The organism is Paeniglutamicibacter sp. (assembly GCF_046714615.1).
Taxonomy (GTDB): domain Bacteria; phylum Actinomycetota; class Actinomycetes; order Actinomycetales; family Micrococcaceae; genus Paeniglutamicibacter.
Genome location: NZ_JBKKAP010000093.1, coordinates 1 through 24,477, shown reverse-complemented (window position 1 = coordinate 24,477; position 24,477 = coordinate 1). Strand labels below are relative to the sequence as shown.

Sequence of the window (24,477 nt, the reverse complement as noted above, 5' to 3'; positions counted from 1 at the left end):
GTTCCATTGTCGGAAATGCTGGGAGTCGGTTCCACTGTGGCTTTCTGAAAGTGGTGCTCGGCCGGCCCCCTGTAGGGGGACGGGCCAGGACGATGGAGCCCAACCATGGTCCGGCGGCACACCAACAAGGCGTCCGCCACCGCCCGGTCGGCACGTACGGGGTTACCGTAACCGTGAAAGGTTAACGGAAGGTGTCCAAGGGACGCCGGTCACAGGGTTCGCTGTGATCGTGCGTCACATGCGCATTCATGGCCGTGTGATGCCTCACGAATCCGGGAGTGTCGTTCATCCGCGCGCGGATTCCGTGGGTCCCGCCAATTTCTCGATGCTGCGGATCGGGGACGTGGCCCTGATGGTCGGGATACCGTCCCGGCGCAGGTCCAGGACGAAAATGCCGTTGCGGCCGACGCCGAATTGCAGGATGCGCTGCACCAAAATGGCGTGTTCGTCCCGCACCAAGGCCGCGGGGGAATCCCCGAGGGAAACCTCTGGGGGAAATTCGCCGGGCAGCCGGGTCAGGGTGGTGACGCCGTCCGTGACGTCCAGCAGGTAGAGGCTGCCCGATGCCGTGGTGAACTTGTACGCAGCTGGTTCAATCTCGTTCATGTTGTGTCCCGGAGGTGGAAGCGGATGCCTCGATTCCTGCAATCATCCCAGATGCGCAATACTCAATGCAGCCGGTACCGGTGAGGGAAACCCGGCGACAATGACAGAGGGAGGCGGAGATGCTGATGCATGGGCAAACAGCACCCAAGGCCGATGCGCGGCAGACCCCGCCATGGTGGGCTGCGGCCCCGCTGGCCGATGCCGCGGCGCACCCCGAGGTTGGACTCAACCCCGCGGAACTGGCCCGTGCCGGGGGATACGTCGCCGGGCGGCCCCGCAACGACTTCGTCGCAGGACGGGTCCTGGTCCGGGTGTTGGCGGCGGATGTGTTGAATCGCGCGATGCCCCAGGGCCTGGAGATGCCTCCGGTGCTTCCGGGGGAGCTCGAGCTCACCCAACACTGCCCGCAGTGCGCCTCGACGTCGCATGGGAACCCCCGACTCCAATTGCCGGGGCGCGGGCAGGGCTTCTCCCTATCCTATGCGCGCACCGCGGGCTGGGTGCTGCTGGCACTGGCCCCCGGCAACGACCTGCTCGGGGTGGACATGGCGGATTCCAGTGATCCGGCGTTTGCCTCCGGGGACGGCGAACTGTTGGAGGACTACGCCTTCGCGCCGGCGGAACGAAGGCACCTCGAATCGCTGGCGGCACCCGAGCGGCGGAACCTTCGGGCCAGGTGGTGGGCCCTGAAGGAAGCGGTCGCCAAGGCCAGCGGTGACGGGCTGGCGGGGGAGGACGGAATCCCCGTGGTTGCCGGGGACCGACGCCACCGGTTGCTCGGCGACCAAGGTACCCAAACCATTGAGCTTGATTCGGGAACACCAGACACCCGTGGCAACTTGCTGCCAAGCTCCCTGCTGGGCAGCATCGTCTGGGCTCCCGGGGCCACAGCCTGAGAGCAAAAACGCGGGGGCGCTCGCCGGAATGGCGAACGCCCCCGCGTGGGGCAATGGCACTGAAGTGAATCAGCCCTTGACCGAGCCGCTCATCAGCCCGCCGACAAAGTACTTGCCCAGCAGGATGTAGACGACCAGCGTCGGCACCGAGGCGATCAACGCACCCGCCATGGATGCCGCGTAGTCGGTGAGCTGGCCGCCGGCCAGGAAGCTCAGGGCGATCGTGACAGGCCCGTTGCGTCCGGAGGAGAAGAAGGCCGCGAACAGGTAGTCGTTCCAGGCGGAGGTGAACTGCCAGATCAACACGACGACGAAACCCGGTGCGGAGATTGGGAAGATCACCGAGGCGTAGGTGCGCAGGATTCCCGCCCCGTCCATGCGGGCCGCCTCGATGAGTTCGGAAGGAACCGATTCGTAGTAGTTGCGGAAGATCAGCGTACAGATCGGCAAGCCGTAGACGATGTGCAGGACCAGCAGCGAGGGGATGCCTTGCGGCACCCCGATGTCGCTCATCAGCTGGGTCAGCGGAATCATGACGGCCTGGTAGGGGATGAACATGCCAAAGAGGATCAGCGTGAACACCACGTTGGCGCCGGGGAAACGCCACTTGGAGAGCACATAGCCGTTGATGGAGCCCAGTGTCGCCGAAATGATGGCCGCCGGAATCACCAGTGCGAAGGTCCTGCCCAGGGCCGGGGCCAGGGTGGTCCAGGCCTTGGACCATCCGCCGGTTTCCCAAGTGGTGGGCAGGAACCATGCCCGGGACGGATCCGCGTCTGCGGTGCCCTTGAAACTGGTGATGAACAGGACATAGGCGGGGATCAGGACCACGATCACGAAAAGCAGCAGCAACGCGTACTTCAGGGTGCGGTTGATGCGGCGGCGCCCGGAGTTCGGGGCGCTCGCCGCGGGCAGCGGTGCCGGTGCCGAGGATCGGTCAAGGATCGAGGTGGCCATTAGCGCTTCTCCGCTCGCGAGGTGTACATGAGGTAGGGAACCACGACCAGTGCCACGAGCACCAGCAGGATCATGCCGATCGCCGCGGCATCGGCGTAGTCGCTGCCGATGTACTTGACCCACATCATGGTCGCCGGGACCTGCACGGCGTAGGTGTTGGCGTCGGGGACGATGGCGCGGATCAGGTCGAAGAGCTTCAGCGACATGTGACCGATGATGATGACCGCCGAAAGCATGACGGGGTTCAGCTGCGGGAAGATCACATGTCGGTAGAGCTTCCATTCGCTGCAGCCGTCAATGCGTGCCGCCTCGCGCAGTTCCTCGGGGATGCCCCGGAAGCCGGCCAGGAAGAGGGCCATGACGTATCCGGAGAGTTGCCAGATGGCAGGGACGGCGATGGCGGCAATGCCCCAGGTGGGGTTGGACCACCAATCGTTCTGCATGAATCCCAGGCCCACCGAATCGAGCAGCCGGTTCAGGCCCGTCGTGCGTTCACCGCCGGGCTGGTCGGTCTGGAGGCTGGAGAGCAACCAGCGCCACACCACACCCGAGGCAATGAACGAGACGGACATGGGGAAGAGGTACACGGCGCGGAAGAATCCCTCGCCCTTGGCCGGTTTGTCCAGCATCCAGGCCCAGAGGAAACCGAAGATCAGCGTTCCGGCGAGGAAGACGACGGTGAGGATCAGCAGGTTCCACAGCGAGTGCTGGAAGTTCGGGTCGGCCAGCAGGTTGGTGTAGTTCGAGAAGCCGACGTAGTCGTCGCTGGGCTTGGCGGTGTGCTGGTTGGTGAGACTGACACGGAAGTTCTCAATGATGAGCCAGTAAACGAAGACGCCAATGAGGATGATGGTGGGTGTCAGGAGCAGCAGTCCCGGTCCCCAATGTTTTACGCGCGTAAACATGGTTTCCTTTCGAAAGAAAATGGCGTCTCAGACATTTGGGGGCGGTATCGCCAACCGTGTTGGCTCTGACCGCCCCCAACTGCGTGGTGGTGTGTGCTTACTTGCCGAACTTCTCTGCGGTTGCGGCAGCGGAATCCTGCAGCGCCGCAACGTTGGTGTCGCCGCCGAACTTGCTCACTGCGGTGCTGAGCTCGTTGAGCCATGCCAATGGCACCGCGGCGCCGTGGGCCAGCGAGGAGACGATCTTGTCCTGCGAGAAATCGGTGATGGCGCTCTTTTGGTAGTCGGAGAAATCATCGGTCACAGCCGTCGTGTTGGCCGGAATCGATCCCTTGGCCTTGTTGAAGGCGGTCTGGCCCTCGGCCGAACCGATCGTGGTCAGCCAAGCCTTGGCTCCGGCCGGGTTGGGGGCGCCAACCGGCAGGGTGAAGGAGTCCGCGAGGAAGTTGAAGACACCCTGGGTTCCCGGCATCGGGAAGTAGGCGTAGTCGGTGCCTGCCACATCGCCGTCCTGGGCGAACTTGGCTTCGGCCCAGTCACCCATGAGGTTGTAGGCTGCGGCACCGTCCTGGACCAGCTGCGTGGCAGGTGCCCAGTCGCTGAGTGAATCGCGGTCGGTGTTGGTGTAGCTCAGGACCGTCTTGTAGGACTCGATCGCCTTGGTGACATCCGCGCCCTTCCAATCGGTCGCACCGTCCCAGAGCCCGTTGTAGCCATCGACGCCGAGGCTGGAGAGCAGGACGTTCTCAAAGAGCTGCACCTGGGTCCAGGATCCGGCGACTGCCAACGGGGTCTTGCCGCTTTCCTTGACCTTTTCTAGGTCGGCAATCCAGGCGTCCAGGCTTTCGGCGGGCTTGGTCGGGTCCAATCCGGCATCCTTCAGCACATCGACGTTGGCCCAGACGACGTTTGAACGGTGGACGTTGGAAGGAACCGAGTAGATCTTTCCATCGACGGTGAGCCGGTCGATCAGGTCCTTGGGGAACTGGTCGGTGAGCTTGTTGTCGGCGTAGAAGCCGGTGAGATCCTCAAGCTGTTCGGCATCGATGTAGTCCTGCAGCTCTGCGCCGGCGTGGGCCTGGAAGGAATCCGGCGGGGTTCCGGCCTTCAGCTGGGCTGCCAGCACGCTCTTGGCCTGGGTTCCTGCACCGCCTGCGACAGCCAGGTTGTCGAACGTCAGGTTTGAATAGTCCTCGTTGAAGACCTTGACTAGGGCGTCAAGTCCGACCTTCTCGGAACCGTCGGCCCACCAGGTGAACACGCCAACGTTGCCTGTGGCCTCGCTGGCGGGGGCGCCCGATTCAGTCGGCGTTTCGGCGCCACCGCCACATCCGGCGAGGGTGAGTCCCAATGTTGCGGCCGCTGCAATGAGCGTAAGACGACGGCGCATATCTGCCTCCATGAGTTGTTTGAAAATGTGAGAAATTGTCGAGCGGTGTGCTCGTGATCACCTAATGGTTACCCGCATCACACTTTGTCGTCAACTACTTAACGCAAACTTTCTTGAATCGTTGGCGGAAGTGGCGCCACGAATGAAGGAACTTGACCTCGGCGCAGGACAAGTGCCGCGGCTCCGAGGGCCTCGGCTCGATCACCAAGCAAGGCCATGCAGACCGCAGTGTTCTCGCCAATCACCGGGATGGCATGGCGTAACAAGCCCCGACGGATGGGCTCCAAAAGGATTTCGCCTAGGGGGGCAAGCGGGCCGCCGACGACGATGACTTCGGGACTGAGCAGGTTTGCGACGTTGGCCAGGGCGTGGCCCACCGCCGATCCGAGATCTCCAATGATTCGCAGCGTTGCGGAATCCCCCGCGTGGGCCCGCTCAATGATGCTCTCGATCGTGATCGGAACGCCCTCCGCGCGGCTCAGGAGCTCGATGATGATGCCGGTGGAGGCAACCGTCTCGAGGCATCCGCGGTTGCCGCAGCGACAGATGAGCCCCTGATCGAAGATCGTTGAGTGCCCGATTTCTCCCGTGACCCCGATGCTTCCGTAATGCAGGGCGCCATTGAGGATGAGCCCGGATCCGATGCCGCTGCCGATCTTGAGAAAACAGAGGTTCGCGCAGACCTGGTGCTCGCCCCAGGTTATTTGCGCCAGAGCACCCAAATTTGAATCATTGTCAATGAATACGGGCAAATCGAGCGCCGCCTGAAGTTGGGATGCAATGTCAATCCCCACCCATTCCGGGAGTATCGCACCGCGGATGACGGTCATGGTTCTGTGGTCAATGGGTCCGGGGATGCCGATTCCCGCGCCCAGCAACTGGCTGTGTTCGATGCCGAGATCCGCGCGGAGTTTTTTGAGCATGCCGGCGGCGATGGAAATGCTTTCCTCTGCGCGGTGACCCACCGGCAGCGCGGTATGTTCCTCGCCCAGAAGGCGGAATCCGGAGCGCGCGAGCACCACCCGAACGTGGCTGCGGCCAAAGTCGATGCCAACGGCTACGTCGGCCGCATCAATGACGCTGACGCCTATCGCGCGGCGCCCCGAGCTGGTGGTGGGGGAGGCCTCAGCGCGATTCGCCGCCACCAGGCTCTTGACGATATTTGAGATGGTGGCGGTGGAAAGCCCTGTCGCGCGGGCCAATGCGGCCTGGGTCAGAGTTCCGTGGTTGCGCAACACCGACAGGACGCGTTCTTCGTTGAGTTCGCGTAGTGCCGACTGTGAGCCGGGGTTTGTCCCGCCGAGGGAGTTGCGTTGATCTGCACTCATGCCTAGTAGCGTGCGTTACGGATGCACTTGTGGTCAAGAGTTGAACGCAAGATTAATCGATGGTGTTTTTTCTTGAATGAAAAATCGTCGATTCCTGGGTGGGTCAAAACGTGCGCCCCGGGACAGGACTGTAGTAGGAATGGACCCAAGGCCCATCTGGTCGGGCGCCCGCCGGCACTATGAGGAGAATGGCAGATGACGAGTCCGGATCTTGGCTATTGGCCGCCCGATGACGGCGAATATCGTCGCTCGGAAGTCTCGTCATTCATTGGGACGGGGGACTTGGTTTGGGAACGCGTCATCGTGGATGTGCTGCGCTGGGGAGTGAAGACGGCGAGCGGCTTCACGGTGAGTTCAACTTCTTCGGTGAGGCAGGGCGACCGTGTAGACGTCACGGCGCGACTGTTCGGCCTCAGCGTCGTTGAACCGGTGGAAGTCGTCTCCGTCGTGGACGAGCCGGGGCGAGTCGGATTCGCCTACCGAACCCTGCCGGGACATCCCGTTTGCGGTGAGGAGGCATTTGTTGTGAGCCGCGACGGCGATGAAGTGCACCTCACCGTGCGATCCCTCACCCGGGCGGCGCCACAGCAACCTTGGCGGGCTCTGTTCCCGGTGCTTCTTATCGTGCAGAGAATCGTACGCTGGAGATACCTCCGCGCACTGCGTTAACCTCCCTCGCGGCGAGACGGCAGGGCCTTGGGCGAACCGGCGCGGAGAATTCCAACCGGATCCGCGTGGCCATCTCTCCAGTGTTTCGCCACCCGGTCCACGCAATCGCCCTCGAGCAGTGCCCTGAGTCGGAGTTCGACAAGGAACTTCTCCGTTGCCGCGAGGTCCTGGACCACGCTGCCCTCGTTCTCCCGCCACTGATTCCGGGCAAGCGCAACGCGGGCCGCCGCCCGGGAATCTTTGTTCCCAAGGGGCGGCCCGTGGCGTGCTGCAACGGCTGGTTCGTGGTTACGGGACCAGGATGACCTTTCCGGTGGTGGCGCGGGATTCGAGGGCCGTGTGGGCTGCCCCCGCCTCGGCCAGCGGGAAGCGTGCGCCGATGCGGACATCGAGCTTGCCGGCGGAGACCAGTTCAAAGAGCTCGCCGGAGCGCCAGCGTCGCTCTTTGGCATCCAGCAGGAAGTCGGCGACCTTGGGACGGGTCACGGTCAGCGAACCGTGGGCGTTCAGGCGCTGCAGGTCAAAGGGCGGTACCTGGCCCGAGGCCCCGCCGAAGAGCACCAGGGTGCCGCGGATCTTGAGGGCCCCCAGGGAATCGTCGAAGGTGTCCTTGCCGATGCCGTCGTACACGGCATCGACTCCCTTCCCGCCGGTGATCTCGCGGACGCGCGTGGGGACCTCGTCGTAGGACAGGACGTGGTCGGCGCCGGCGGCTCGCGCCAGTTCGGCCTTTTCCTCGGTCGAGGTGGTGGTGATGACGGTGGCCCCGCGCAGCTTCAGCAGCTGGATCAACAGCAGCCCCACACCGCCGGCTCCGGCATAGGTGAGCACCGTGTCGCCCGGTTGCACGTTGTAGCTGGAATTGATCAGGTAGTGGGCGGTGATGCCCTGCAGCGGCAGCGCCCCGGCGGTTTCCAGCGAAACGTTCTCCGGGACGGGAAGGGCCTTGTCGGCATCCAGCAGCGTGTGGGTGGCATAGGTCTGGGACCCCTCGGTGGTGGTCACCCGGTCGCCGACGGCGAAATCGGTGACGCCCGCGCCGATAGCCTCGACGGTGCCGGCACATTCGCTGCCCGGGGTGAAGGGGTATCGGACGTTGTACACGCCCGAGCGCTGGTACGTCTCGATGAAGTTCACGCCGACTGCGGCGACCTTGACCAGCAGCTGTCCGGGTCCGGGGGAGGGAATCGGGGACGCAACATACTCGAATACTTCGGGTCCACCGGCCTGGCGGGCGATAATTGCATGGGAACTCACGTGTGGGACTCCTTGGGTCTGCTCTTGTGCTTTGTTTCCACCCTAGCGTTCGGGGCCCGTGGGGCCCGTTCCCCGGGCGGCGATGTTGCCTTGTGGCTCCCCAGGAAATGAATATTTATTAGCTATCATGCATAAATGCGTAGTAGGGTTGATTCATGACGATTTCAGTAGCTGTATCCGGAGCCAGTGGGTATGCCGGCGGCGAGGTCTTGCGCTTGCTGGCCAACCACCCCGACGTGACCATCGGTGCGATCACCGCCCACTCGAATGCCGGGCAGCGACTGGGCGAGCTCGCCCCGCACCTGCATTCCCTGGCCGACCGAATCCTGGTCGAGACCACCGTCGAGCAGCTGAGCGGCCACGACGTCGTCTTCCTTGCCCTGCCGCACGGGCACAGCGCCGAAATTGCCGCCCAGCTTCCTGCGGACACCCTGGTCATCGACGCCGGCGCGGACCACCGCCTCGAATCCCCGGAGGCCTGGGAAAAGTTCTACGGCTCGTCCCACGCCGGCACCTGGCCCTACGGCCTGCCGGAGCTGCCCGGTGCCCGGGCCCTGCTCGTCGGCGCCAAGCGCATCGCGGTGCCCGGTTGCTACCCGACCTCCGTCCAGCTGGCCCTCGCGCCGGGCTTTGCCGCCAACCTCCTGGAACCCGACGACGTGGTCGTGGTTTCCGCCTCGGGAACCTCCGGCGCCGGAAAGAGCGCCAAGGTGAACCTCATTGGCTCCGAGGTCATGGGTTCCATGAACCCCTACGGCGTGGGTGGATCCCACCGCCACACCCCGGAGATGGAACAGGGCCTGTCCAAGGCAGCCGGCGTTCCGGTGACGGTGTCCTTCACCCCGACCCTGGCACCGATGCCCCGCGGCATCCTCACCACCGCGACCGCCAAGGTCAAGTCGGGCGTGGACGAGGCAACGCTGCGCGCCGCGTGGACAGCTGCCTACAAGGACGAGCCGTTCGTGCACGTGCTGCCCGAGGGCCAGTGGCCCGCAACCTCCTCGGTCATGGGCTCCAACCACGCGCAGATCCAGTTGGCGTTCGACCCGCACGCGGGCCGCGTGATCGTCTCCGCCGTCATCGACAACCTCACCAAGGGCACCGCCGGCGGTGCCGTCCAATCCATGAACATCGCCCTGGGCCTGAACGAAACCGCCGGCCTGGCACTTGAAGGAGTAGCACCGTGAGCAACGCACCAATGGGTATCACCTTCCCCGCAGGCTTCAGCGCCTCGGGCATCACCGCCGGACTCAAGGCCTCGGGAAACCCCGACCTGGCATTGGTGCGCAACAACGGCCCGCGCTTTGACGCAGCTGCAGTGTTCACCTCCAACCGCGTGGCCGCGGCCCCGGTGCACTGGTCGCGCCAGGTCATCTCCGACGGCCGGGCCGACGCCGTGGTGCTGAACTCCGGCGGCGCCAACGCCTGCACCGGCCCCGAAGGCTTTGCCAACACCCACGCCACCGCCGAATACGTCGCCACGGTCCTGGGCGTTTCCAGCGGGGACGTGCTGGTCTGCTCCACCGGGCTGATCGGAGAGCAACTGCCCATGGAGAAGATCCTGCCCGGCGTGGACGCGGCTGCCGCGGCACTGGGGACGGGCAACGAGTTCGACGGGGGAGCGGCGGCAGCCGCCGCCATCATGACCACCGACACCGTGAGCAAGCAGGCAGGGTTCACCGGCACCGGGTACGGCATCGGTGCCATGGCCAAGGGCGCGGGCATGCTCGCCCCCGGGCTGGCCACGATGCTGGTGGTCATCACCACCGACGCGGTCCTGGAATCCGCCCAGCTCGACGCCGCGCTGCGCGAGGCCACCCGCGTCAGCTTCGACAGGGCCGACTCCGATGGCTGCATGTCGACCAACGACACCGTGATCCTGATGTCCTCCGGTGCCAGCGGCACCACCCCCGACGAAACCGAATTCACCGCCGGACTGACCGAGGTCTGTGTCGGGTTGGCCAAGGCGCTGATTTCCGACGCCGAGGGCGCCGCCCACGAAATCACCATCCGCACCTTCAATGCAGCCACCGAGGACGACGCGGTGGAGGTCTCCCGGACCGTGGCGCGCTCCAACCTGTTCAAGACCGCGATCTTCGGCCAGGACCCCAACTGGGGCCGGGTGCTCTCCGCAGTGGGGACCACCCAGGCCGCCTTCGAGCCGGACGAGCTGAACGTGTCCATCAACGGCGTCCAGGTCTGCCGCAAGGGCGGGGTAGGCGAGGACCGCAACCTCGTGGACCTGGCAGGCCGCAACGTCCTGGTGGAAATCGACCTCAACGCCGGCATGCAGGAAGCCAGCCTGTGGACCAACGACCTGACCCACGACTACGGCCACGAGAATTCGGCCTACAGCAGCTAGGCGACGGCAGCGCCCCGTGGGGGGTGGCGGGATTCGAACCCGCCCCCCACGGGGCACCACCACTTGGCTCAATCGTTTCAGTGAGGAAGCACCTAAGAGCATGTCTGAGAACAAACCCACGCCAACGCCCATGGACGTGGCACAGCGCAAGGCCGAGGCCCTGATCGAGGCACTGCCCTGGATCCAGCGCTTTGCCGGAACCACCATGGTGATCAAATACGGCGGCAACGCCATGATCAACGAGGAGTTGCGCCGCGCCTTTGCCGAAGACATCGTCTTTTTGCGCCATGTGGGCATCAACCCGGTGGTCGTGCACGGGGGAGGCCCGCAGATCAACTCCATGCTGGCCCGACTGGGCATCACCTCCGAATTCAAGGGCGGGCTGCGCGTCACCACCCCCGAGGCCATGGACGTGGTCAGGATGGTGCTCACCGGCCAGGTGCAGCGCGAACTCATCGGCCTGATCAACTCCCACGGCCCCTACGCCGTGGGACTCTCCGGCGAAGACGGCGCCCTGCTCCGTGCCGTGCGCACCGGCACCTACATTGCCGGACAGCACGTTGACCTGGGACTCGTGGGCGAGGTGACAGGGGTCAAGCCCGACCAGATCCTTGATTTGCTCGCGGCAGGGAAGATCCCGGTGGTCTCCACCGTGGCACCGGAGGTCGACGAGAAGGACAACCCCACCGGGCAGGTGCTCAACGTCAACGCCGACACCGCCGCCGCGGCCCTGGCCAGCGCCCTGGGCGCCTCCAAGCTGGTGATCCTCACCGACGTGGAGGGGCTGTATGCGGCATGGCCCGACAGGACCTCGCTGATCTCCTCGCTGGATTCCGAGCAGCTGCGCGCCCTGATGCCCAAGCTCGAATCGGGGATGATCCCCAAGATGGCCGCCTGCCTCAAGGCCGTGGACGAAGGCGTGGGCCAGGCCCACATCGTCGACGGCCGCCAACCACACTCCATGCTGCTGGAGGTCTTCACCTCCGCCGGCGTCGGAACCCAAATCATTCCGAAGGACAAGGCATGAACGAGATCATTGAACAGGAAACGGGAGCCCTGGGCGTCCTGGCCGGCAGCGAGCTGCTGGCCCGCTACAACCACTCGCTGCTGGGCGTCTTCGGCACCCCGCAACGGGTGCTGGTGCGCGGGGCCGGATGCCACGTGTGGGACGCCGACGGCAAGGAATACCTTGACCTGCTCTCCGGGATCGCCGTCAACGCCCTGGGCCACGCCCACCCGCTGCTCACCTCGGTGATTTCCTCCCAGCTGGCAACCCTGGGACACATCTCCAACTTCTTCACCAGCCCCACCCAGATCGCGCTCGCCGAAAAGCTCCTGGCGCTCAGCGAGGCACCTGCAGGTTCCAAGGTGTTCTTCACCAACTCGGGCGCCGAGGCAAACGAGGCGGCCTTCAAGCTGGCACGCCGCAACGCCGGCACGCCCGAGGTTCCACGCACCAAGATCATCGCCCTCGAGCACGCCTTCCACGGCCGCACCATGGGCGCACTCGCCCTGACCTGGAAGCAGGCCTACCGCGAACCCTTCGAACCGCTTCCCGGGGGAGTCCAGTGGATTCCGGCAGGGGACATCGAGGCGCTGCGTGCCGCGGTCGACGAAACCACCGCCGCGGTGTTCATCGAACCGATCCAGGGCGAGGCGGGCGTCATTGAATTCGCCTCTGGCTACCTGCAGGCGGCACGGGACATCACCGCAGCTGCAGGCGCGCTGCTGGTCTTTGACGAGGTCCAGACCGGCATCGGCCGCACCGGCGCCTGGTTCGCCTCCGCCGGAGTCATCCCCGACGCCATGACCCTGGCCAAGGGCCTGGGCGGCGGATTCCCCATTGGCGCGATGATCGTCTTCGGCACCGAGGCCACCGGGCTGCTCACCCCCGGCCAGCACGGAACCACCTTCGGCGGAAACCCCGTGGCCACCGCAGCGGCCCTGGCCACCTTGCATGTCATCGAGTCGCAGGACCTCCTGGCGCAAGTGAGAAGCGTGGGCGAGGATGTGCGGGAGAAACTTGCCGCGCTGGAATTCGTCACGGCCGTCCGCGGCCAGGGGCTGCTCATCGGGCTTGACCTTGCCGCCGCAGTTGCCCCGGCAGTGGTGGGTGCGGCACTCGAGGCAGGGTTCATCATCAATGCCCCGGGCCCGAACACGCTGCGCCTGGCACCTCCCCTGATCGTCACCACCGAACAACTCGACACCTTCGTAGCAGCGCTGCCGGCACTTTATGCCGCGGCCGTTGCCGGCATCCAGGAATAGGACCACAACCATGACCATCTCAGTTCGCCACTTCCTGACCGACCTTGACCTCACCCAGGCCGAACAGACCGAGGTCCTCGACCTGGCAGTGGCCATGAAGAAGGACAAGTACGGCTACAAGCCGTACGCCGGACCGCAGACGGTGGCGGTGTTCTTCGACAAGACCTCCACCCGCACCCGGGTGTCCTTTGCCGCGGGCATCGCCGAGCTTGGCGGCTCCCCGCTGATCATCAACTCCGCCGAGTCGCAGCTGGGCCACAAGGAGTCGATTTCCGATTCGGCCAAGGTCCTCGAGCGCATGGTCTCCACCATCGTGTGGCGCACCTATGCCCAGGCCGGCCTGGAGGAAATGGCCGAGAACTCGAACGTCCCGGTCATCAACGCCCTCTCCGACGACTACCACCCGTGCCAGCTGCTGGCCGACCTGCTCACCGTGCGCGAGCACAAGGGCGCGCTGGCCGGCCTGTCCATGGCCTACCTGGGCGACTCGGCCAACAACATGGCCAACTCATACCTGCTGGCCGGAGTCACCGCCGGGATGCACGTGCGCATCGCCGGCCCCGAGGGCTACCTGCCGGCCGCGGGGATCATCGCGGCGGCCGAGGCGCGCGCCGCGGAAACCGGCGGCTCCGTGACTGTCACCACCGACGCCGCAGCGGCCCTGGCCGGCGCGGACGTGGTGGCCACCGACACCTGGGTTTCCATGGGCCAGGAAGACGAGAAGGCCGAACGCATGGAGCTGTTCCGCGACTATGCCGTGGATTCGGCGGCCATGGCCCACGCGGACAAGGACGCCGTGGTGCTGCACTGCCTGCCGGCCTACCGCGGCTACGAGATCTCCGCGGACGTCATCGACGGACCCCAGTCGGTCGTCTTTGACGAGGCCGAAAACCGCGTCCACGCCCAGAAGGCCATCATGGGCTGGCTGATGGCCAAGTCGAACCTGGCCCAGGTGCCGGGAGTGAACTCGAACCGATGAGCACTCCCGCATCGTTCCAGCCCACGACGAAGATCGCGCGCCAGGCGCGGGTCAGCGCCATCCTCTCCACCCGCACCGTGCGTTCGCAGGCCGAGCTGGTGGCCCTGTTGGCAGAGGACGGCATGGCCGTCACCCAGGCCACGTTGTCGCGCGACCTGGTGGAACTGGGTGCGGTGCGTGTGCGCGGGGCCGACGGGGGACTTGTCTACGCCGTGCGCCAGGAGGGCGGGGACCGCAGCCCCCAGATCGGTGTCGGCCAAGAGGTGCACGATGCCAAACTGGCCAAGCAGTGCGCCGAATTGCTGATTACGGCCGAGGCCTCAGGCAACATCGTGGTGTTGCGCACCCCGCCGGGTGCGGCAAATTTCCTGGCCCTGTCCATCGACCATTCCACGATGCCGCAGATCCTTGGGTGCATTGCCGGCGACGACACCGTCATGCTGGTGACCCGCGACGTCGACGGCGGGGCCGAGGTGGCAGCGCGCTTCCTGGCGCTGGCCGACCCGCAGTAGCGAAAGCGACCAGTCGCACGATCGCCTGACTCCAGGAGGCAAGGATGGATCCTTCCAAGAAGGCAGCAATACTCGGTGCAGTCTTGGCGGCACTCATCTTGCTGGCGATCCTCGCCGGCATCCTCGTCGGCACAAGCGGCATGCTCACCGGTGGCAGTGCACCGGGGGCCGGTCCCGCGGAGGGCCTGGCGCTCCCGGCGCCCCTCGCGGCTACCAGTCGGTAGCCCTTGTGGATGCCCGGCCCTTGTGCAACCATTTTGTTGCACAAGGGCTTTGCGTTTTCTGAGGGGAAGCACATGGACACCAAGCGCCAGGATGCCATCGAGGCAACCATTGACATCAATTCCACGGCCGAATCCGTCTGGGAGCTGATCAGCGAACCGGGATGGTTCGTCAACGGCGGGGCGGTCACGACGCATCGGATTGAAACCGAGGGCGCCTTCTCAACCGTTTACGACGCAATCTATGGAAAATTCGAATTCGAGACCGTCACCCTCGATGCCCCGCGCTACGCTGCGTTCCGTACCCTGGGCGGACACGAGTGGGACGACCCGGTCCCCAACACGCTCGTTGAATTCTGGATCGAACCCACACATTCCGGCGCGGTAAGGCTGAGGGTCATGGAAACCGGATTCTCCGCATTCGATGCCGATGAGCACGGGCATGCCATTAGCGCCAACACCCGGGGCTGGGAAGCCGAGATGCTCGCGGCGGAGCGTTATTTGGGCGGAAAATGATTGGGCAGCCGGAAGCGGCCGCGACCCAATTGATTTTTGCCGCCCTCTCGGACGCCACCCGGCGCCGGATGCTCAAGCTACTGGGCGACGAAGCGATCAGTGCCTCGCGGCTGAGTGCGCCGCTGGGTATCAGCCGGCAGGCCACGGCCAAACACCTCAGGATCCTTGTCGATGCCGGGCTCGCCACGAGCCGCCGCTACGGCAGGGAGATCGTTTTTGAATTGGTCCTGGACGGGCTGGATCCGGCGACCGACTACATTGGCGGCTTGCAGTTCGGAGCGGAAGCGCAGTTGACCGAAGTGGCCGAGTCGGGCTGAGCCCGTGCGCCTGGATTCGCGTGCCGCAGCGACCGGCCCAATCCCGCAAAGACCTCAGGGGATCCCCGCGCAGATTGCGCGGGGATCCCCTGAGGAAAGTCATGCGCGGCCGGTGGGCCGGTGCGCGCTATGGCCCGTGGACGAGCTCGCTGTCGGTGCGCGGGGTGTCGAAGGCCTTGTGGAATGCGGCTTCAACCTCGTCGTTGTAGGCAACCAGCACCACCCGGTGAATCGATGTCGAGTGCAGGTACATTTCAAACCAATCGTGGATGGCCCGGGCGGCGATCGCGGCAACATCCACCGGGTCCCAGCCGTAGGCCCCTGCCCCGATGGCAGGAAACGCCACGCTGGTGGCGCCCAGGCGTGAAGCGACGTAGAGGGAATTGGTGAAGCACTGTGAAAGCGTCTTGGGGTTGGTCTGCCCCACGTGGCGGTTCGGGCCGGGGGAGTGGATGACCCACTTGGCGGGAAGGTCGCCGGCGCCGGTGGCCAACGCAAGTCCCGAGGCGATTCCGTCGGGGTGGGTCGTGGCCCTCAGCTTCCGGCATTCGGCCAGCAGGGCGGGGCCGGCGGCCGCGTGGATCGCGTCATCGACGCCGCCGCCACCGAGCAAGGATGGATTTGCAGCATTGACGATCGCATCGACCTTTAGTTTGGTGATGTCTCCACGCACGATGTCGATATGCATTTCTTGCTCCTGTCAGTGATCCAGAACACCTGATTAACACCACGATACGCGTCAGTCCCGATCTTGTGGAGGGCCCCACAGCGGATTCTCAGGTGTGACTAGCGCAAAGCCGAAAAGACGGCCAAAAACCGGGCCTCGGGGGCCTTGTGTGACACCGGCGGGAGGCGCGGGTCTAGGTTGGTTCGGGGTGCTCCGGGCGTGGCCGGAAAACGGTGCCGCGTGGTGCCGGGGAAGGGACCGGCACCGGGCGTATAGTGCCCGGGATCCGCACAGACCCGCGGTGACAGGCCCGACTCCTAGAGGTATTCCTCGATCACTGCCTTGAACTCGGGCAGGTCGAACATCTGGGCGACGGCCAAGGCATTTTGGGCGCCGAGGCGAGGGTCCGCGCCGTTGGCCAACAGGATCCGGGTCAGCGGTTCGTTCTTGCGGAACACCGCGCAGGTCAGGGCGCCCTGGCCCTTGTCGTTGAGGCGGTTGATGTCGGCGCCGCGCTCGAGCAGGCCGGAGACGGTCTCGTCGTGGCCGTTGTAGGCAGCCAGGATCATCAAGGTGTCGCCCTTGGCGTCGGTCAGGTCCGCAGGGATTCCCTGGTCAAGGATGGCCATCAGCTTTTCGGTGTTTCCCTCGCGGGCCAGGTCGAAAATGGAGTGCAGGAACGCGAGCTCTTCTTCTGACAGCGCGTCGGGGGTGTTCGAATCGGTCATACCCAAATCGTACCGGGCTGCCACCCGGTGGGAGCTGGCGACATTAGGTGTGAATAATTATGTAGACTTATGAATAAGTATTAGACAGCCGGTGAGGCATCCAGGTACGGGGAACTGCCCTGCACTAGGATGGACACTGGATTTGGACACGTCGCGAACCGGCGCCCGGGACGGGTGCACGGAAGGATGAACATGGGATCGGCAACAAACGAAGGTGCACTCTGGGGCGGACGATTTGCCGGAGGCCCGGCGGACGCACTGGCGGCGCTGAGCAAGTCCACGCACTTTGACTGGCGACTTGCCCGCTACGACATTGCCGGATCCCGCGCCCATGCCCGCGTCCTGCACGCCGCCGGCTTGCTTGACCAGGCCGAGCTGGCCGGCATGATTGCGGCGCTGGACTCGCTGGAAGCCGATGTCGTCTCCGGCGCCTACGTTGCCTCCGACTCCGACGAGGACGTCCATGGATCCCTCGAGCGCGGACTGATCGAGCGCGCCGGAACCGCGCTGGGCGGCAAGCTGCGCGCCGGCCGCTCGCGCAACGACCAGATCGCCACCCTGGGCCGCATGTTCCTGCGCGACCACGCCCGCATCATTGCCCGCGGCGTCCTGGCCACCATTGACGCACTCATCGAGCAGGCCGAGGCACACCCCAACGCCGCCATGCCCGGACGCACCCACCTGCAGCACGCACAGCCGATCCTGCTCTCCCACCACCTGCTGGCCCACGCCTGGGCGATGCTGCGCGACGTCCAGCGCCTGGCCGACTGGGACAATCGTGCCGCGGTTTCCCCCTACGGTTCCGGTGCCCTGGCAGGCTCCTCGCTGGGCCTGGACCCCAACGCCGTGGCCACCGAACTCGGTTTCAACTCCGCGGTCTGGAACTCGATCGACGGCACCGCAGCCCGCGACGTGTTCGCCGAATACGCCTGGATTGCCGCGATGATCGGGGTGGACCTCTCCCGCGTCTCGGAGGAAATCATCCTCTGGGCCACCAAGGAATTCTCCTTCGTCACCCTCGACGACGCCTTCTCCACCGGCTCCTCGATCATGCCGCAGAAGAAGAACCCCGACGTGGCCGAATTGGCCCGCGGCAAGGCCGGGCGCCTGATCGGCAACCTCACCGGGCTGCTGGCCACGCTCAAGGCGCTGCCGCTGGCCTACAACCGCGACCTGCAGGAAGACAAGGAACCGGTCTTCGACGCGACCGACACCCTTGAACTGCTGCTCCCGGCGGTTTCGGGCATGATCGCCACGCTGAAGTTCAACACGCCGCGCATGGCAGAACTCGCACCCCTGGGCTTCGCCCTGGCCACCGACATCGCCGAGTGGCTCGTCCGCCAGGGCGTGCCGTTCCGCGAGGCGCATGAACTCTCCGGCGCCGCGGTGAAGCTGGCCGAGTCCAAGGGCGTCGAGCTGTGGGACCTGAGCGATGAGGAATATGCAGGGATCTCCGAGCACCTGACCCCGGAGGTCCGAACCGTGCTGTCCACCGAGGGCTCGCTGAATTCGCGCAGTGCCCAGGGTGGCACCGCCCCCTCGGCGGTCGCCGCACAGCTGGTGGCCTTGAAGGACGCGCTGGTTCCGGTGCGCGGCTACGCCGGCTAACGCACACCGATCCACGATCCCCAGGCGGAGCCCACCACATGGCGGGCTCCGCCTTCGTGATTTCCGGGTGCATCTGCGGATAGGGTGTGAGCATGAGTGAGCTCACACAACAGGACCTGACGACCAGGATCCTCACCTCCCTGTCGGCCCTACGCGCATTGGTGGCAACCGTGGACGCCACGGCCGCTGCCGAACCCAGCGCCCTGCCCGGATGGAAGCGCGCCCACCTTTTGGCCCACATCGACGGATTCGGCCGGGCTGCGACCCGCCAGCTGGACACCGCCGGCGCCGAGGAGCCCTTCCCGATGTATGACGGGGGAGTCGAGGGCCGGGGCGCGGCCATCGACATGACGGCGCTGATGCGTGCCGAGGCCTTGGTGGCGCGGACCGACGAGTCCCTGGCCGCACTGGATACCAGTATCCGTGGCATCAGCGCGGGGGAGTGGGACCTTGCCACGGGGTTCCGCGGCAGCGGCAGCGTCCACGACCTGTTTTATGCCATCTGGCGCGAACTGGTCATCCACTCCTCCGACCTGTTGCTGGCCCACTCGGTCGCCGACTGGGAACCGGCGTTCTGCGCCCACCTCTTCGATGAGCTCGCGGTGCGGGTGCCCGAGTCCAGGCGCTACATCCTTCAGCCGCACGGTGCCCAGCGCATTTCCCTGGGCGACGGGGACGACGTCACGGTGCTCAGCGGCACCGACTTCGACCTGGCCGCTTGGCTGGCCGGGCGCAAGCCGCTGGGGCCCGTGCAGGCCACGGCCGACGCGGACGGCGCCGATCTTCCGGAGCTGGGCCCCTGGCCCTCCGGGCTGAAGAAGGCCCGCAACTAGCCTGGTATCCCGGGAGACGGCGGAGTGGTGATGGGCGTGCGCGATGAATTGCTGCGGCTGCCGTCACTGGAATTGGCACCGCACCTGCTCGGCGCCCACGTCTCCTCCTTCATTGGCGGGCGGTTGGTGGTGGTTCGCCTGACCGAAGTGGAAGCCTACGGCGGCGCCCTGGACCCCGGGTCCCACGCCTACCGCGGAAAGACTGCACGCAATACCGGGCTCTTCGGCCCGCCGGGCACCGCGTACGTGTACTTCACCTACGGGATGCACCATTGCGCCAACGTGGTGTGCGGGCCCGAGGGGACCGCCTCGGCAGTGCTGATGCGCGCCGGCGAGGTCGTCTCCGGCCGCGAAACGGTGCTGACCCGCCGGGGGAACCCGAAGAGCCCGGAGGCGAAGCTGCTCAGCGGGCCGGCTCGGCTGGCCCAGGGACTGGGACTGACGCTGGAACAGAACACGGTACGCTTCCGCAACGTAACCGCCGGGCCGCCGGGTCCCGGGCTGGGCCTGGAGAATCTTTCCGTTTCCCCGACCGGCTACCTGGCCGGTCCGCGCACCGGGGTGGCGGGAGCAGGGGGCGGAGAAGAGTACCCGTACCGCTTCTGGCTCCCGGGCGAGCCCAGCGTCTCGCCGTACCGCAAGGCGGCGGCGCGCAAGGCACGCGACGGATGGGACTAGACTTGTCGGGTGAATCCAGAGCCTGAAACCATAAGCGACCTCCTTGACCGACTGTGCGAAATCGTTCCCGATTACCCCAGCGCAGGGATTTCGTTCAAGGACCTGACCCCGGCCTTCGCCGACGCGGCGGGACTGCGCCGCATGGTCGATGAGATCGTCGCCCCCTTTGCCGGACAGTTCGACGTCATCGCCGGGCTCGAGGCCCGCGGCTTCGTGCTGGCTGCAGCCGCGGCCTACGCCACGGGAACCGGCATGGTGACAGTGCGCAAGGCGGGAAAGCTGCCGCGGCCGGTGCACCGCGACGAATACACCCTGGAATACGGCACCGGGACCCTGGAACTGCACCGCGACGATGTCGCCCCCGGCACCCGGGTGCTGATCCTGGATGACGTGCTTGCCACCGGCGGCACCGTCGGCTCCGCCGCCCGGCTCCTGGACATGGTCGGCGCCAAGGTCATCGGGGTCGGTGTGGTCCTTGAGCTGCAGGACCTGGGCGGGCGCGAAAAGCTCTCCGGCTTGCAGGTCCATTCGCTCCAGCTCGTCTAGCAACACCCGCCTGCCGCCGCCGGAGCGGTCGCCCCATGGCGTCCTGTCAAATACCCGGTGCGACAGAGCGTAAACTGGTCTGTCCACGATTTGTTTCATCAGGGAGTGCTGAATGCCAGAGTCCACGACCGTTCAACCGGAGCTCGAAGCCGAACGCAACTACGTTTCGATGCTCTACACCCGCTTGGATGAACTGCGTGCCGAAAAGCACGAGCAGTTGACCCGCACCCGCCGCGGCGGGGCGCAGGGATCCATCCAGAACGTGTCAGAACGCGACTCCTTCGCCGCACTGTACGAAGACCGCCTGGCGCAGCTGAACGCCGTGGAAGACCGGCTGGTCTTCGGCCGGCTGGACCTGGACGAAGACGTGAACCGGTCCGGCGAGGAAGACGGTTCGCCGCGCTACATCGGCCGCATCGGCATGACCGACGAGGACCTCACGCGCCTGATGGTGGACTGGCGGGCCCCGGAGGCCGCGGCCTTTTACCAGGCCACCGCGCTGCACCGGCAGGGCGTGCGCCGCCGCCGGCACCTGATGCTGCGTGGCCGCACCGTGCTGGGAATCGACGACGAGGTCCTGGACACCGATCTCTTCGGCGAAAGCGACGACCTCCAGGGCGAGGGCGCGCTGATGGCGGCCTTGACCCAGAAGCGCACCGGGCGCATGGGCGACATCGTGGGCACCATCCAGGCCGAACAGGACCGCATCATCCGCGCGCCGCTGGCCGGGGTGCTGGTGGTCCAGGGCGGACCGGGCACCGGAAAGACCGCCGTGGCACTGCACCGCGCCGCCTTCCTGCTCTACGAACACCGCGAACGGCTCAAGAGCGCAGGCGTGCTGCTGGTCGGCCCGTCCTCCTCCTTCATGCGCTACATCGAACGCGTCCTGCCCTCCCTGGGCGAGACCGGCGTGGTCATGTCCTCGGTCGGAGAGCTGTACCCGGGCTTGCGCGCCGTGCCCGAGCACAACCGGGAGACCGCCCGCATCAAGGGCAAGGCCTTCATGGCCAAGGTCGTGGCCAAGGCCGTTTCCAACCGCCAGCGACTGCTGGCCGAGGACCGCCGCGTCGTGGTCGAGGGTACCCGGCTGGTGCTGACCCGCGGCCAGGTGCGCCATGCCCGCGAGAAGGCGCGCGCCTCCCGCAAGCCGCACAACGAGGCCCGCGAGGTGTTCACCAAGATCCTGGTGCGCGAGCTGGCCGAGCAGCTGCAGCAGGTCCTCGAGGATTCCGCGGGCAACGGCAATGCCGTGGACCGCAGCTACCTGGTCCAGGAAGTGCGCGAATCGCGCGATGTCCGCATCGCGTTGAACCTTTGCTGGATGCCGCTGACGCCGCAGTCGCTGCTGGAGGAACTCTTCGCCAAGGAAGACCTGCTCGCCGCAGCCGCGCCGCAGCTGAACGCCCGCGAGCTCAAGGCGCTGCACCGCGAGCCCGGGGCTCCCTGGACCGAGGCCGACGTGCCGCTGCTGGACGAGGCCGCTGACCTGCTCGGCGACTTCAAGGCCGTGGGCAACAAGGACGCCGGTGTCGAGGCGCAGCTCAAGCGCGACCTGGAAAACGCCGAGGCGACCCTGCGCAACGTCAACGAGATGCTCTTCAACGCCGGCATCGACGGGCTGGTCGAAGCCCAGGACCTGGCAGACATGAACCAGGAGACCGAGGCACGCCAAACTGCGGCCGAGCGTGCGGTGGCCGACCGCAACTGGGCCTACGGGCACGTGGTGGTCGACGAGGCCCAGGAGCTTTCCCCGATGCAGTGGCGACTGCTGATGCGCCGCTGCCCGCTGAAGTCCTTCACGGTGGTCGGGGACATTGCCCAGACCTCGTCGGCCTCGGGCGCCAGCAGCTGGGCCCAGGCCATGAAGCCGTTCGTGGCCCAGCGCTTCACCCTCGAGGAATTGACGGTCAACTACCGGACCCCCATGCAGATCGCCGCCGCCGCGACACGCGTTGCCCATGCCGCGGGGCTTAAGATCTCCACGCCCAAGGCCGTGCGCGAGGGCCAATGGCCGCCGCTGGTGGATCGCCTGGAAGTGGGCCAGTTGTTGCCCAAGTTGCGCGAGGTCCTGCCCGAAGAGGTCGCGATCGCCGATGGCGGACTGCTGGCGGTCATCGTGCCCGAGCCGCGCCTTGCCCAGGTTCGGTCCGCGGTGGTCGAGCAATATGGTCGCCGCGTGGGTAGCGGCTCGGGCGGACTGAGCCAGGACATCGTGGTGCTTGGTGCACGCGAGGCCAAGGGCCTGGAATTCGATGTGGTGCTTGTCCTTGAACCGCAGGAGTTGATCGATGAGGTCGAGGGCAGCGTCGGGGACCTGTATGTTGCGATGACCCGCACCACGCAGCGATTGCGCATTCTGGCCGAGGGCGCGATCCCGGCGGGCATCGACTCGGAAGCGTAATTCCGGGCGGAGACTGCTAATTTAGTAGGGTGTCTGAAATTGAGCAGAATCCCGCACTGTCGGGACAAAGTAATGATCCGTCGTTTGCCAACATCTGGCAGGAACTGAAGTGGCGTGGCCTGGTCCACGTGTCCACCGATGAAGCCGAGCTGGAAAAGGTGCTCTCCGAGGAGTCCATTACCTATTACTGCGGTTTCGACCCCACTGCACCTTCGCTGCACCTGGGCAACCTGGTTCAGCTGCTGAACATGCGGCGCCTGCAGCTGGCCGGCCACAAGCCCCTGGGCCTGGTCGGCGGGTCCACCGGCCTGATCGGTGATCCGCGCCAGACGGCCGAGCGTGTGTTGAACACCAAGGAAACGGTTGCCGAATGGGTGGGCAAGCTGCAGGCGCAGGTTTCCCGCTTCCTCTCCTTCGAGGGCGACAACGCCGCCCGCATGGTCAACAACCTTGACTGGACCGCCAGCCTGACCGCCATCGATTTCCTGCGCGAGGTCGGCAAGTACTTCCGCGTGGGCACCATGATCAAGAAGGAAACCGTTGCCGCCCGCCTGAACTCGGACGAGGGCATCAGCTACACCGAGTTCAGCTACCAGGTCCTGCAGGGCTACGACTACCTGAAGCTGCACCAGCTCTACGGTTGCTCCCTGCAGACCGGTGGCTCGGACCAGTGGGGAAACCTCACCAGCGGCACCGACTTGATTCGCAAGGTCGAGGGCAAGAGCGCGTACGCCTACGGCACCCCGTTGATCACCAACTCCGATGGCACCAAGTTCGGCAAGTCCGAAGGCAACGCCATTTGGCTGGATGCGGAGATGTGCAGCCCGTACACCTTCTACCAGTTCTGGCTGAACACCGCGGATGCCGACGCGATTTCCCGCTTGAAGGTCTTCACGTTCCTGACTCGTGCCGAGATCGAGGCACTGGAGCAGGAAGTTGCCGAGCGTCCGTTCGCCCGCAAAGCCCAGAAGGAACTGGCCTTCCTGGTGACGTCGCTGGTTCACGGCGTGGAAGCCACGGAAAAGGTCATTGCCGCTTCGGCCGCCCTCTTTGGCCAAGGGGAACTCGGCGATATGGACGAGGCAACGCTTCGCGCGGCAACCCAGGAGCTCAAAAGCACCACCGTCACCGGGGAAGAGCTGGATATCATCTCCGTCTTAATGGCTTCCGGCCTTTCTGAATCGAAGTCGGCTGCCCGCCGCACGGTCAGTGAAGGCGGCGCCTACGTCAACAACGTGAAGTACTCGGACCACGAAGCAGTGGTAAACCGGGCGGAACTTCTGCACGGTCGCTACCTTTTGGTTCGCCGCGGAAAAAAGAACTTGGCAGTTGTTGAAGTCGCCTAAATAGGGGAGTGAAGTCCGGGGTTGCTGACAAGGTAATTCGGCCGGGGCGGGGGAGTGCTGTGAATCACGGCAACGACCTCGCCCCGGTTTTTTGCTTTTCGGCCCCGGTTTGTCGATAAACCCGGTTGATTTGGGGGAATCCCGGGTGAGCGTATGCAGGATCCGTCGATTTGCTGTGCACGGGAAACCTGTGTATTGTTTTCTAAGTCGCCGCGGCCAAGGCAAGCGAAAAGCTGCCAGCCGCGAATGATAAAAGCTTTCTTCTAACAACGATTTATCGTTGAAAGAAAAATGTTTTATTGCAAAGCAGATCAGCGAAAAAGCGGATTTGACAGAGCGAGAAACATGTAATAACTTAGTCAAGTTGCTCCAGAGCGAAGCGCCGGCAGGAATCATAAGCCCGGGTCGTGGAGGTTGGAAGCGTCTGTTGTTTGAGAACTCAATAGTGTGCCAAGTTTGTTGATACCAATTTATTTATTTTATTGGT

25 protein-coding genes are annotated in these 24,477 nt (G+C 65.3%); 17 read left to right on the top strand and 8 right to left on the bottom strand.

Features of this window, described 5'->3' with window-relative positions; translation table 11 throughout:
- Positions 1–285: 285 nt before the first annotated feature.
- Entirely contained in the window at positions 286–606 is a 321-nt protein-coding gene (locus ACLQ7E_RS11525) for a hypothetical protein (protein WP_411732714.1), read from the bottom strand.
- 119 nt (positions 607–725) lie between these two features.
- Between ACLQ7E_RS11525 and ACLQ7E_RS11520 the strand changes: the two genes are divergently transcribed.
- A complete protein-coding gene (locus ACLQ7E_RS11520; RefSeq protein ID WP_411732713.1) occupies positions 726–1,502 on the top strand; it encodes a 4'-phosphopantetheinyl transferase family protein in 777 nt (258 codons plus the stop codon).
- A 69-nt stretch (positions 1,503–1,571) separates the two neighbouring features.
- Here ACLQ7E_RS11520 and ACLQ7E_RS11515 read toward each other — a convergent pair whose 3' ends face one another.
- From ACLQ7E_RS11515 to ACLQ7E_RS11500, 4 genes are all read right to left on the bottom strand, one after another.
- On the bottom strand, positions 1,572–2,459 hold the full coding sequence (locus ACLQ7E_RS11515; RefSeq protein WP_411732712.1) for a carbohydrate ABC transporter permease: 888 nt from the start codon (positions 2,457–2,459) through the stop codon (positions 1,572–1,574).
- Positions 2,459–3,364, bottom strand: coding sequence for a carbohydrate ABC transporter permease (locus tag ACLQ7E_RS11510; RefSeq protein WP_411732711.1), 906 nt, complete (start codon positions 3,362–3,364; stop codon positions 2,459–2,461). Before ACLQ7E_RS11510 ends, ACLQ7E_RS11515 begins: the two co-directional genes overlap by 1 nt.
- 97 nt (positions 3,365–3,461) lie before the next feature.
- A complete protein-coding gene (locus ACLQ7E_RS11505; protein ID WP_411732710.1) occupies positions 3,462–4,754 on the bottom strand; it encodes an ABC transporter substrate-binding protein in 1,293 nt (430 codons plus the stop codon).
- A 98-nt stretch (positions 4,755–4,852) separates the two neighbouring features.
- Positions 4,853–6,082: an ROK family protein gene (locus ACLQ7E_RS11500; RefSeq protein ID WP_411732709.1), complete on the bottom strand. Its 1,230-nt coding sequence runs from the start codon at positions 6,080–6,082 to the stop codon at positions 4,853–4,855.
- A gap of 195 nt (positions 6,083–6,277) precedes the next feature.
- Here ACLQ7E_RS11500 and ACLQ7E_RS11495 point away from each other — a divergent pair, with 195 nt between their 5' ends.
- Complete coding sequence (locus ACLQ7E_RS11495) at positions 6,278–6,751, top strand: DUF1990 family protein (protein WP_411732708.1); 474 nt, start codon at positions 6,278–6,280, stop codon at positions 6,749–6,751.
- 288 nt (positions 6,752–7,039) lie between these two features.
- Here ACLQ7E_RS11495 and ACLQ7E_RS11490 read toward each other — a convergent pair whose 3' ends face one another.
- On the bottom strand, positions 7,040–8,008 hold the full coding sequence (locus ACLQ7E_RS11490) for a quinone oxidoreductase family protein (RefSeq protein WP_411732707.1): 969 nt from the start codon (positions 8,006–8,008) through the stop codon (positions 7,040–7,042).
- 155 nt (positions 8,009–8,163) lie between these two features.
- Here ACLQ7E_RS11490 and argC point away from each other — a divergent pair, with 155 nt between their 5' ends.
- The 9 genes from argC to ACLQ7E_RS11445 all read left to right on the top strand — a co-directional run bounded on the left by argC (position 8,164) and on the right by ACLQ7E_RS11445 (position 15,183).
- On the top strand, positions 8,164–9,195 hold the full coding sequence (argC, locus tag ACLQ7E_RS11485) for an N-acetyl-gamma-glutamyl-phosphate reductase (protein ID WP_411732706.1): 1,032 nt from the start codon (positions 8,164–8,166) through the stop codon (positions 9,193–9,195).
- An 11-nt stretch (positions 9,196–9,206) separates the two neighbouring features.
- On the top strand, positions 9,207–10,370 hold the full coding sequence (gene argJ / locus ACLQ7E_RS11480; RefSeq protein WP_411732717.1) for a bifunctional glutamate N-acetyltransferase/amino-acid acetyltransferase ArgJ: 1,164 nt from the start codon (positions 9,207–9,209) through the stop codon (positions 10,368–10,370).
- 100 nt (positions 10,371–10,470) lie between these two features.
- Complete coding sequence (gene argB / locus ACLQ7E_RS11475; protein ID WP_411732705.1) at positions 10,471–11,397, top strand: acetylglutamate kinase; 927 nt, start codon at positions 10,471–10,473, stop codon at positions 11,395–11,397.
- Complete coding sequence (locus ACLQ7E_RS11470; protein ID WP_411732704.1) at positions 11,394–12,638, top strand: acetylornithine transaminase; 1,245 nt, start codon at positions 11,394–11,396, stop codon at positions 12,636–12,638. The genes argB and ACLQ7E_RS11470 overlap by 4 nt, the downstream gene beginning before the upstream one ends.
- 10 nt (positions 12,639–12,648) lie before the next feature.
- On the top strand, positions 12,649–13,617 hold the full coding sequence (gene argF / locus ACLQ7E_RS11465) for an ornithine carbamoyltransferase (RefSeq protein WP_411732703.1): 969 nt from the start codon (positions 12,649–12,651) through the stop codon (positions 13,615–13,617).
- Entirely contained in the window at positions 13,614–14,129 is a 516-nt protein-coding gene (locus ACLQ7E_RS11460; protein ID WP_411732702.1) for an arginine repressor, read from the top strand. The genes argF and ACLQ7E_RS11460 overlap by 4 nt, the downstream gene beginning before the upstream one ends.
- Positions 14,130–14,173: 44 nt before the next feature.
- Entirely contained in the window at positions 14,174–14,353 is a 180-nt protein-coding gene (locus ACLQ7E_RS11455) for a hypothetical protein (protein ID WP_411732701.1), read from the top strand.
- A 72-nt stretch (positions 14,354–14,425) separates the two neighbouring features.
- Complete coding sequence (locus ACLQ7E_RS11450; protein WP_411732700.1) at positions 14,426–14,866, top strand: ATPase; 441 nt, start codon at positions 14,426–14,428, stop codon at positions 14,864–14,866.
- Positions 14,863–15,183 carry an ArsR/SmtB family transcription factor gene (locus tag ACLQ7E_RS11445; protein ID WP_411732699.1) on the top strand — a complete coding sequence of 107 codons (321 nt, stop codon included), beginning with the start codon at positions 14,863–14,865 and terminating at the stop codon, positions 15,181–15,183. The genes ACLQ7E_RS11450 and ACLQ7E_RS11445 overlap by 4 nt, the downstream gene beginning before the upstream one ends.
- 127 nt (positions 15,184–15,310) lie before the next feature.
- Here the strand turns inward: ACLQ7E_RS11445 and ACLQ7E_RS11440 are convergent, their stop codons facing one another.
- Entirely contained in the window at positions 15,311–15,871 is a 561-nt protein-coding gene (locus ACLQ7E_RS11440) for a macro domain-containing protein (RefSeq protein ID WP_411732698.1), read from the bottom strand.
- Positions 15,872–16,167: 296 nt separating this feature from the next.
- Positions 16,168–16,578: an ankyrin repeat domain-containing protein gene (locus ACLQ7E_RS11435; RefSeq protein WP_411732697.1), complete on the bottom strand. Its 411-nt coding sequence runs from the start codon at positions 16,576–16,578 to the stop codon at positions 16,168–16,170.
- Between the two features lie 192 nt (positions 16,579–16,770).
- Between ACLQ7E_RS11435 and argH the strand changes: the two genes are divergently transcribed.
- The 6 genes from argH to tyrS all read left to right on the top strand — a co-directional run bounded on the left by argH (position 16,771) and on the right by tyrS (position 23,990).
- Positions 16,771–18,186 carry an argininosuccinate lyase gene (argH, locus tag ACLQ7E_RS11430; RefSeq protein ID WP_411732696.1) on the top strand — a complete coding sequence of 472 codons (1,416 nt, stop codon included), beginning with the start codon at positions 16,771–16,773 and terminating at the stop codon, positions 18,184–18,186.
- A 92-nt stretch (positions 18,187–18,278) separates the two neighbouring features.
- Positions 18,279–19,019 carry a maleylpyruvate isomerase family mycothiol-dependent enzyme gene (locus tag ACLQ7E_RS11425; RefSeq protein WP_411732695.1) on the top strand — a complete coding sequence of 247 codons (741 nt, stop codon included), beginning with the start codon at positions 18,279–18,281 and terminating at the stop codon, positions 19,017–19,019.
- 30 nt (positions 19,020–19,049) lie between these two features.
- A complete protein-coding gene (locus tag ACLQ7E_RS11420) occupies positions 19,050–19,697 on the top strand; it encodes a DNA-3-methyladenine glycosylase (RefSeq protein WP_411732694.1) in 648 nt (215 codons plus the stop codon).
- A 9-nt stretch (positions 19,698–19,706) separates the two neighbouring features.
- Positions 19,707–20,243 (top strand): adenine phosphoribosyltransferase, encoded by a 537-nt coding sequence (locus ACLQ7E_RS11415; RefSeq protein ID WP_411732693.1) that lies wholly within the window; start codon positions 19,707–19,709, stop codon positions 20,241–20,243.
- A 112-nt stretch (positions 20,244–20,355) separates the two neighbouring features.
- Positions 20,356–22,644 carry a HelD family protein gene (locus tag ACLQ7E_RS11410; protein WP_411732692.1) on the top strand — a complete coding sequence of 763 codons (2,289 nt, stop codon included), beginning with the start codon at positions 20,356–20,358 and terminating at the stop codon, positions 22,642–22,644.
- A 29-nt stretch (positions 22,645–22,673) separates the two neighbouring features.
- Positions 22,674–23,990: a tyrosine--tRNA ligase gene (gene tyrS / locus ACLQ7E_RS11405; RefSeq protein WP_411732691.1), complete on the top strand. Its 1,317-nt coding sequence runs from the start codon at positions 22,674–22,676 to the stop codon at positions 23,988–23,990.
- The last annotated feature ends 487 nt before the right edge of the window (positions 23,991–24,477 follow it).

What these genes read in the sequence shown, in the direction of transcription:
- ACLQ7E_RS11495 (WP_411732708.1), top strand. Translation starts at nt 6,278, where the DNA reads ATGACGAGTCCGGATCTTGGCTATTGGCCGCCCGATGACGGCGAATAT.
- ACLQ7E_RS11445 (WP_411732699.1), top strand. Translation starts at nt 14,863, where the DNA reads ATGATTGGGCAGCCGGAAGCGGCCGCGACCCAATTGATTTTTGCCGCC.
- ACLQ7E_RS11525 (WP_411732714.1), bottom strand. Translation starts at nt 606, where the DNA reads ATGAACGAGATTGAACCAGCTGCGTACAAGTTCACCACGGCATCGGGC.
- ACLQ7E_RS11425 (WP_411732695.1), top strand. Translation starts at nt 18,279, where the DNA reads ATGAGTGAGCTCACACAACAGGACCTGACGACCAGGATCCTCACCTCC.
- ACLQ7E_RS11510 (WP_411732711.1), bottom strand. Translation starts at nt 3,364, where the DNA reads ATGTTTACGCGCGTAAAACATTGGGGACCGGGACTGCTGCTCCTGACA.
- ACLQ7E_RS11505 (WP_411732710.1), bottom strand. Translation starts at nt 4,754, where the DNA reads ATGCGCCGTCGTCTTACGCTCATTGCAGCGGCCGCAACATTGGGACTC.
- ACLQ7E_RS11435 (WP_411732697.1), bottom strand. Translation starts at nt 16,578, where the DNA reads ATGACCGATTCGAACACCCCCGACGCGCTGTCAGAAGAAGAGCTCGCG.
- ACLQ7E_RS11450 (WP_411732700.1), top strand. Translation starts at nt 14,426, where the DNA reads ATGGACACCAAGCGCCAGGATGCCATCGAGGCAACCATTGACATCAAT.
- ACLQ7E_RS11520 (WP_411732713.1), top strand. Translation starts at nt 726, where the DNA reads ATGCTGATGCATGGGCAAACAGCACCCAAGGCCGATGCGCGGCAGACC.
- ACLQ7E_RS11470 (WP_411732704.1), top strand. Translation starts at nt 11,394, where the DNA reads ATGAACGAGATCATTGAACAGGAAACGGGAGCCCTGGGCGTCCTGGCC.
- argJ (WP_411732717.1), top strand. Translation starts at nt 9,207, where the DNA reads ATGGGTATCACCTTCCCCGCAGGCTTCAGCGCCTCGGGCATCACCGCC.
- ACLQ7E_RS11460 (WP_411732702.1), top strand. Translation starts at nt 13,614, where the DNA reads ATGAGCACTCCCGCATCGTTCCAGCCCACGACGAAGATCGCGCGCCAG.
- ACLQ7E_RS11440 (WP_411732698.1), bottom strand. Translation starts at nt 15,871, where the DNA reads ATGCATATCGACATCGTGCGTGGAGACATCACCAAACTAAAGGTCGAT.
- ACLQ7E_RS11455 (WP_411732701.1), top strand. Translation starts at nt 14,174, where the DNA reads ATGGATCCTTCCAAGAAGGCAGCAATACTCGGTGCAGTCTTGGCGGCA.
- argC (WP_411732706.1), top strand. Translation starts at nt 8,164, where the DNA reads ATGACGATTTCAGTAGCTGTATCCGGAGCCAGTGGGTATGCCGGCGGC.
- argF (WP_411732703.1), top strand. Translation starts at nt 12,649, where the DNA reads ATGACCATCTCAGTTCGCCACTTCCTGACCGACCTTGACCTCACCCAG.
- ACLQ7E_RS11500 (WP_411732709.1), bottom strand. Translation starts at nt 6,082, where the DNA reads ATGAGTGCAGATCAACGCAACTCCCTCGGCGGGACAAACCCCGGCTCA.
- ACLQ7E_RS11420 (WP_411732694.1), top strand. Translation starts at nt 19,050, where the DNA reads ATGGGCGTGCGCGATGAATTGCTGCGGCTGCCGTCACTGGAATTGGCA.
- ACLQ7E_RS11515 (WP_411732712.1), bottom strand. Translation starts at nt 2,459, where the DNA reads ATGGCCACCTCGATCCTTGACCGATCCTCGGCACCGGCACCGCTGCCC.
- ACLQ7E_RS11410 (WP_411732692.1), top strand. Translation starts at nt 20,356, where the DNA reads ATGCCAGAGTCCACGACCGTTCAACCGGAGCTCGAAGCCGAACGCAAC.
- argB (WP_411732705.1), top strand. Translation starts at nt 10,471, where the DNA reads ATGTCTGAGAACAAACCCACGCCAACGCCCATGGACGTGGCACAGCGC.
- argH (WP_411732696.1), top strand. Translation starts at nt 16,771, where the DNA reads ATGGGATCGGCAACAAACGAAGGTGCACTCTGGGGCGGACGATTTGCC.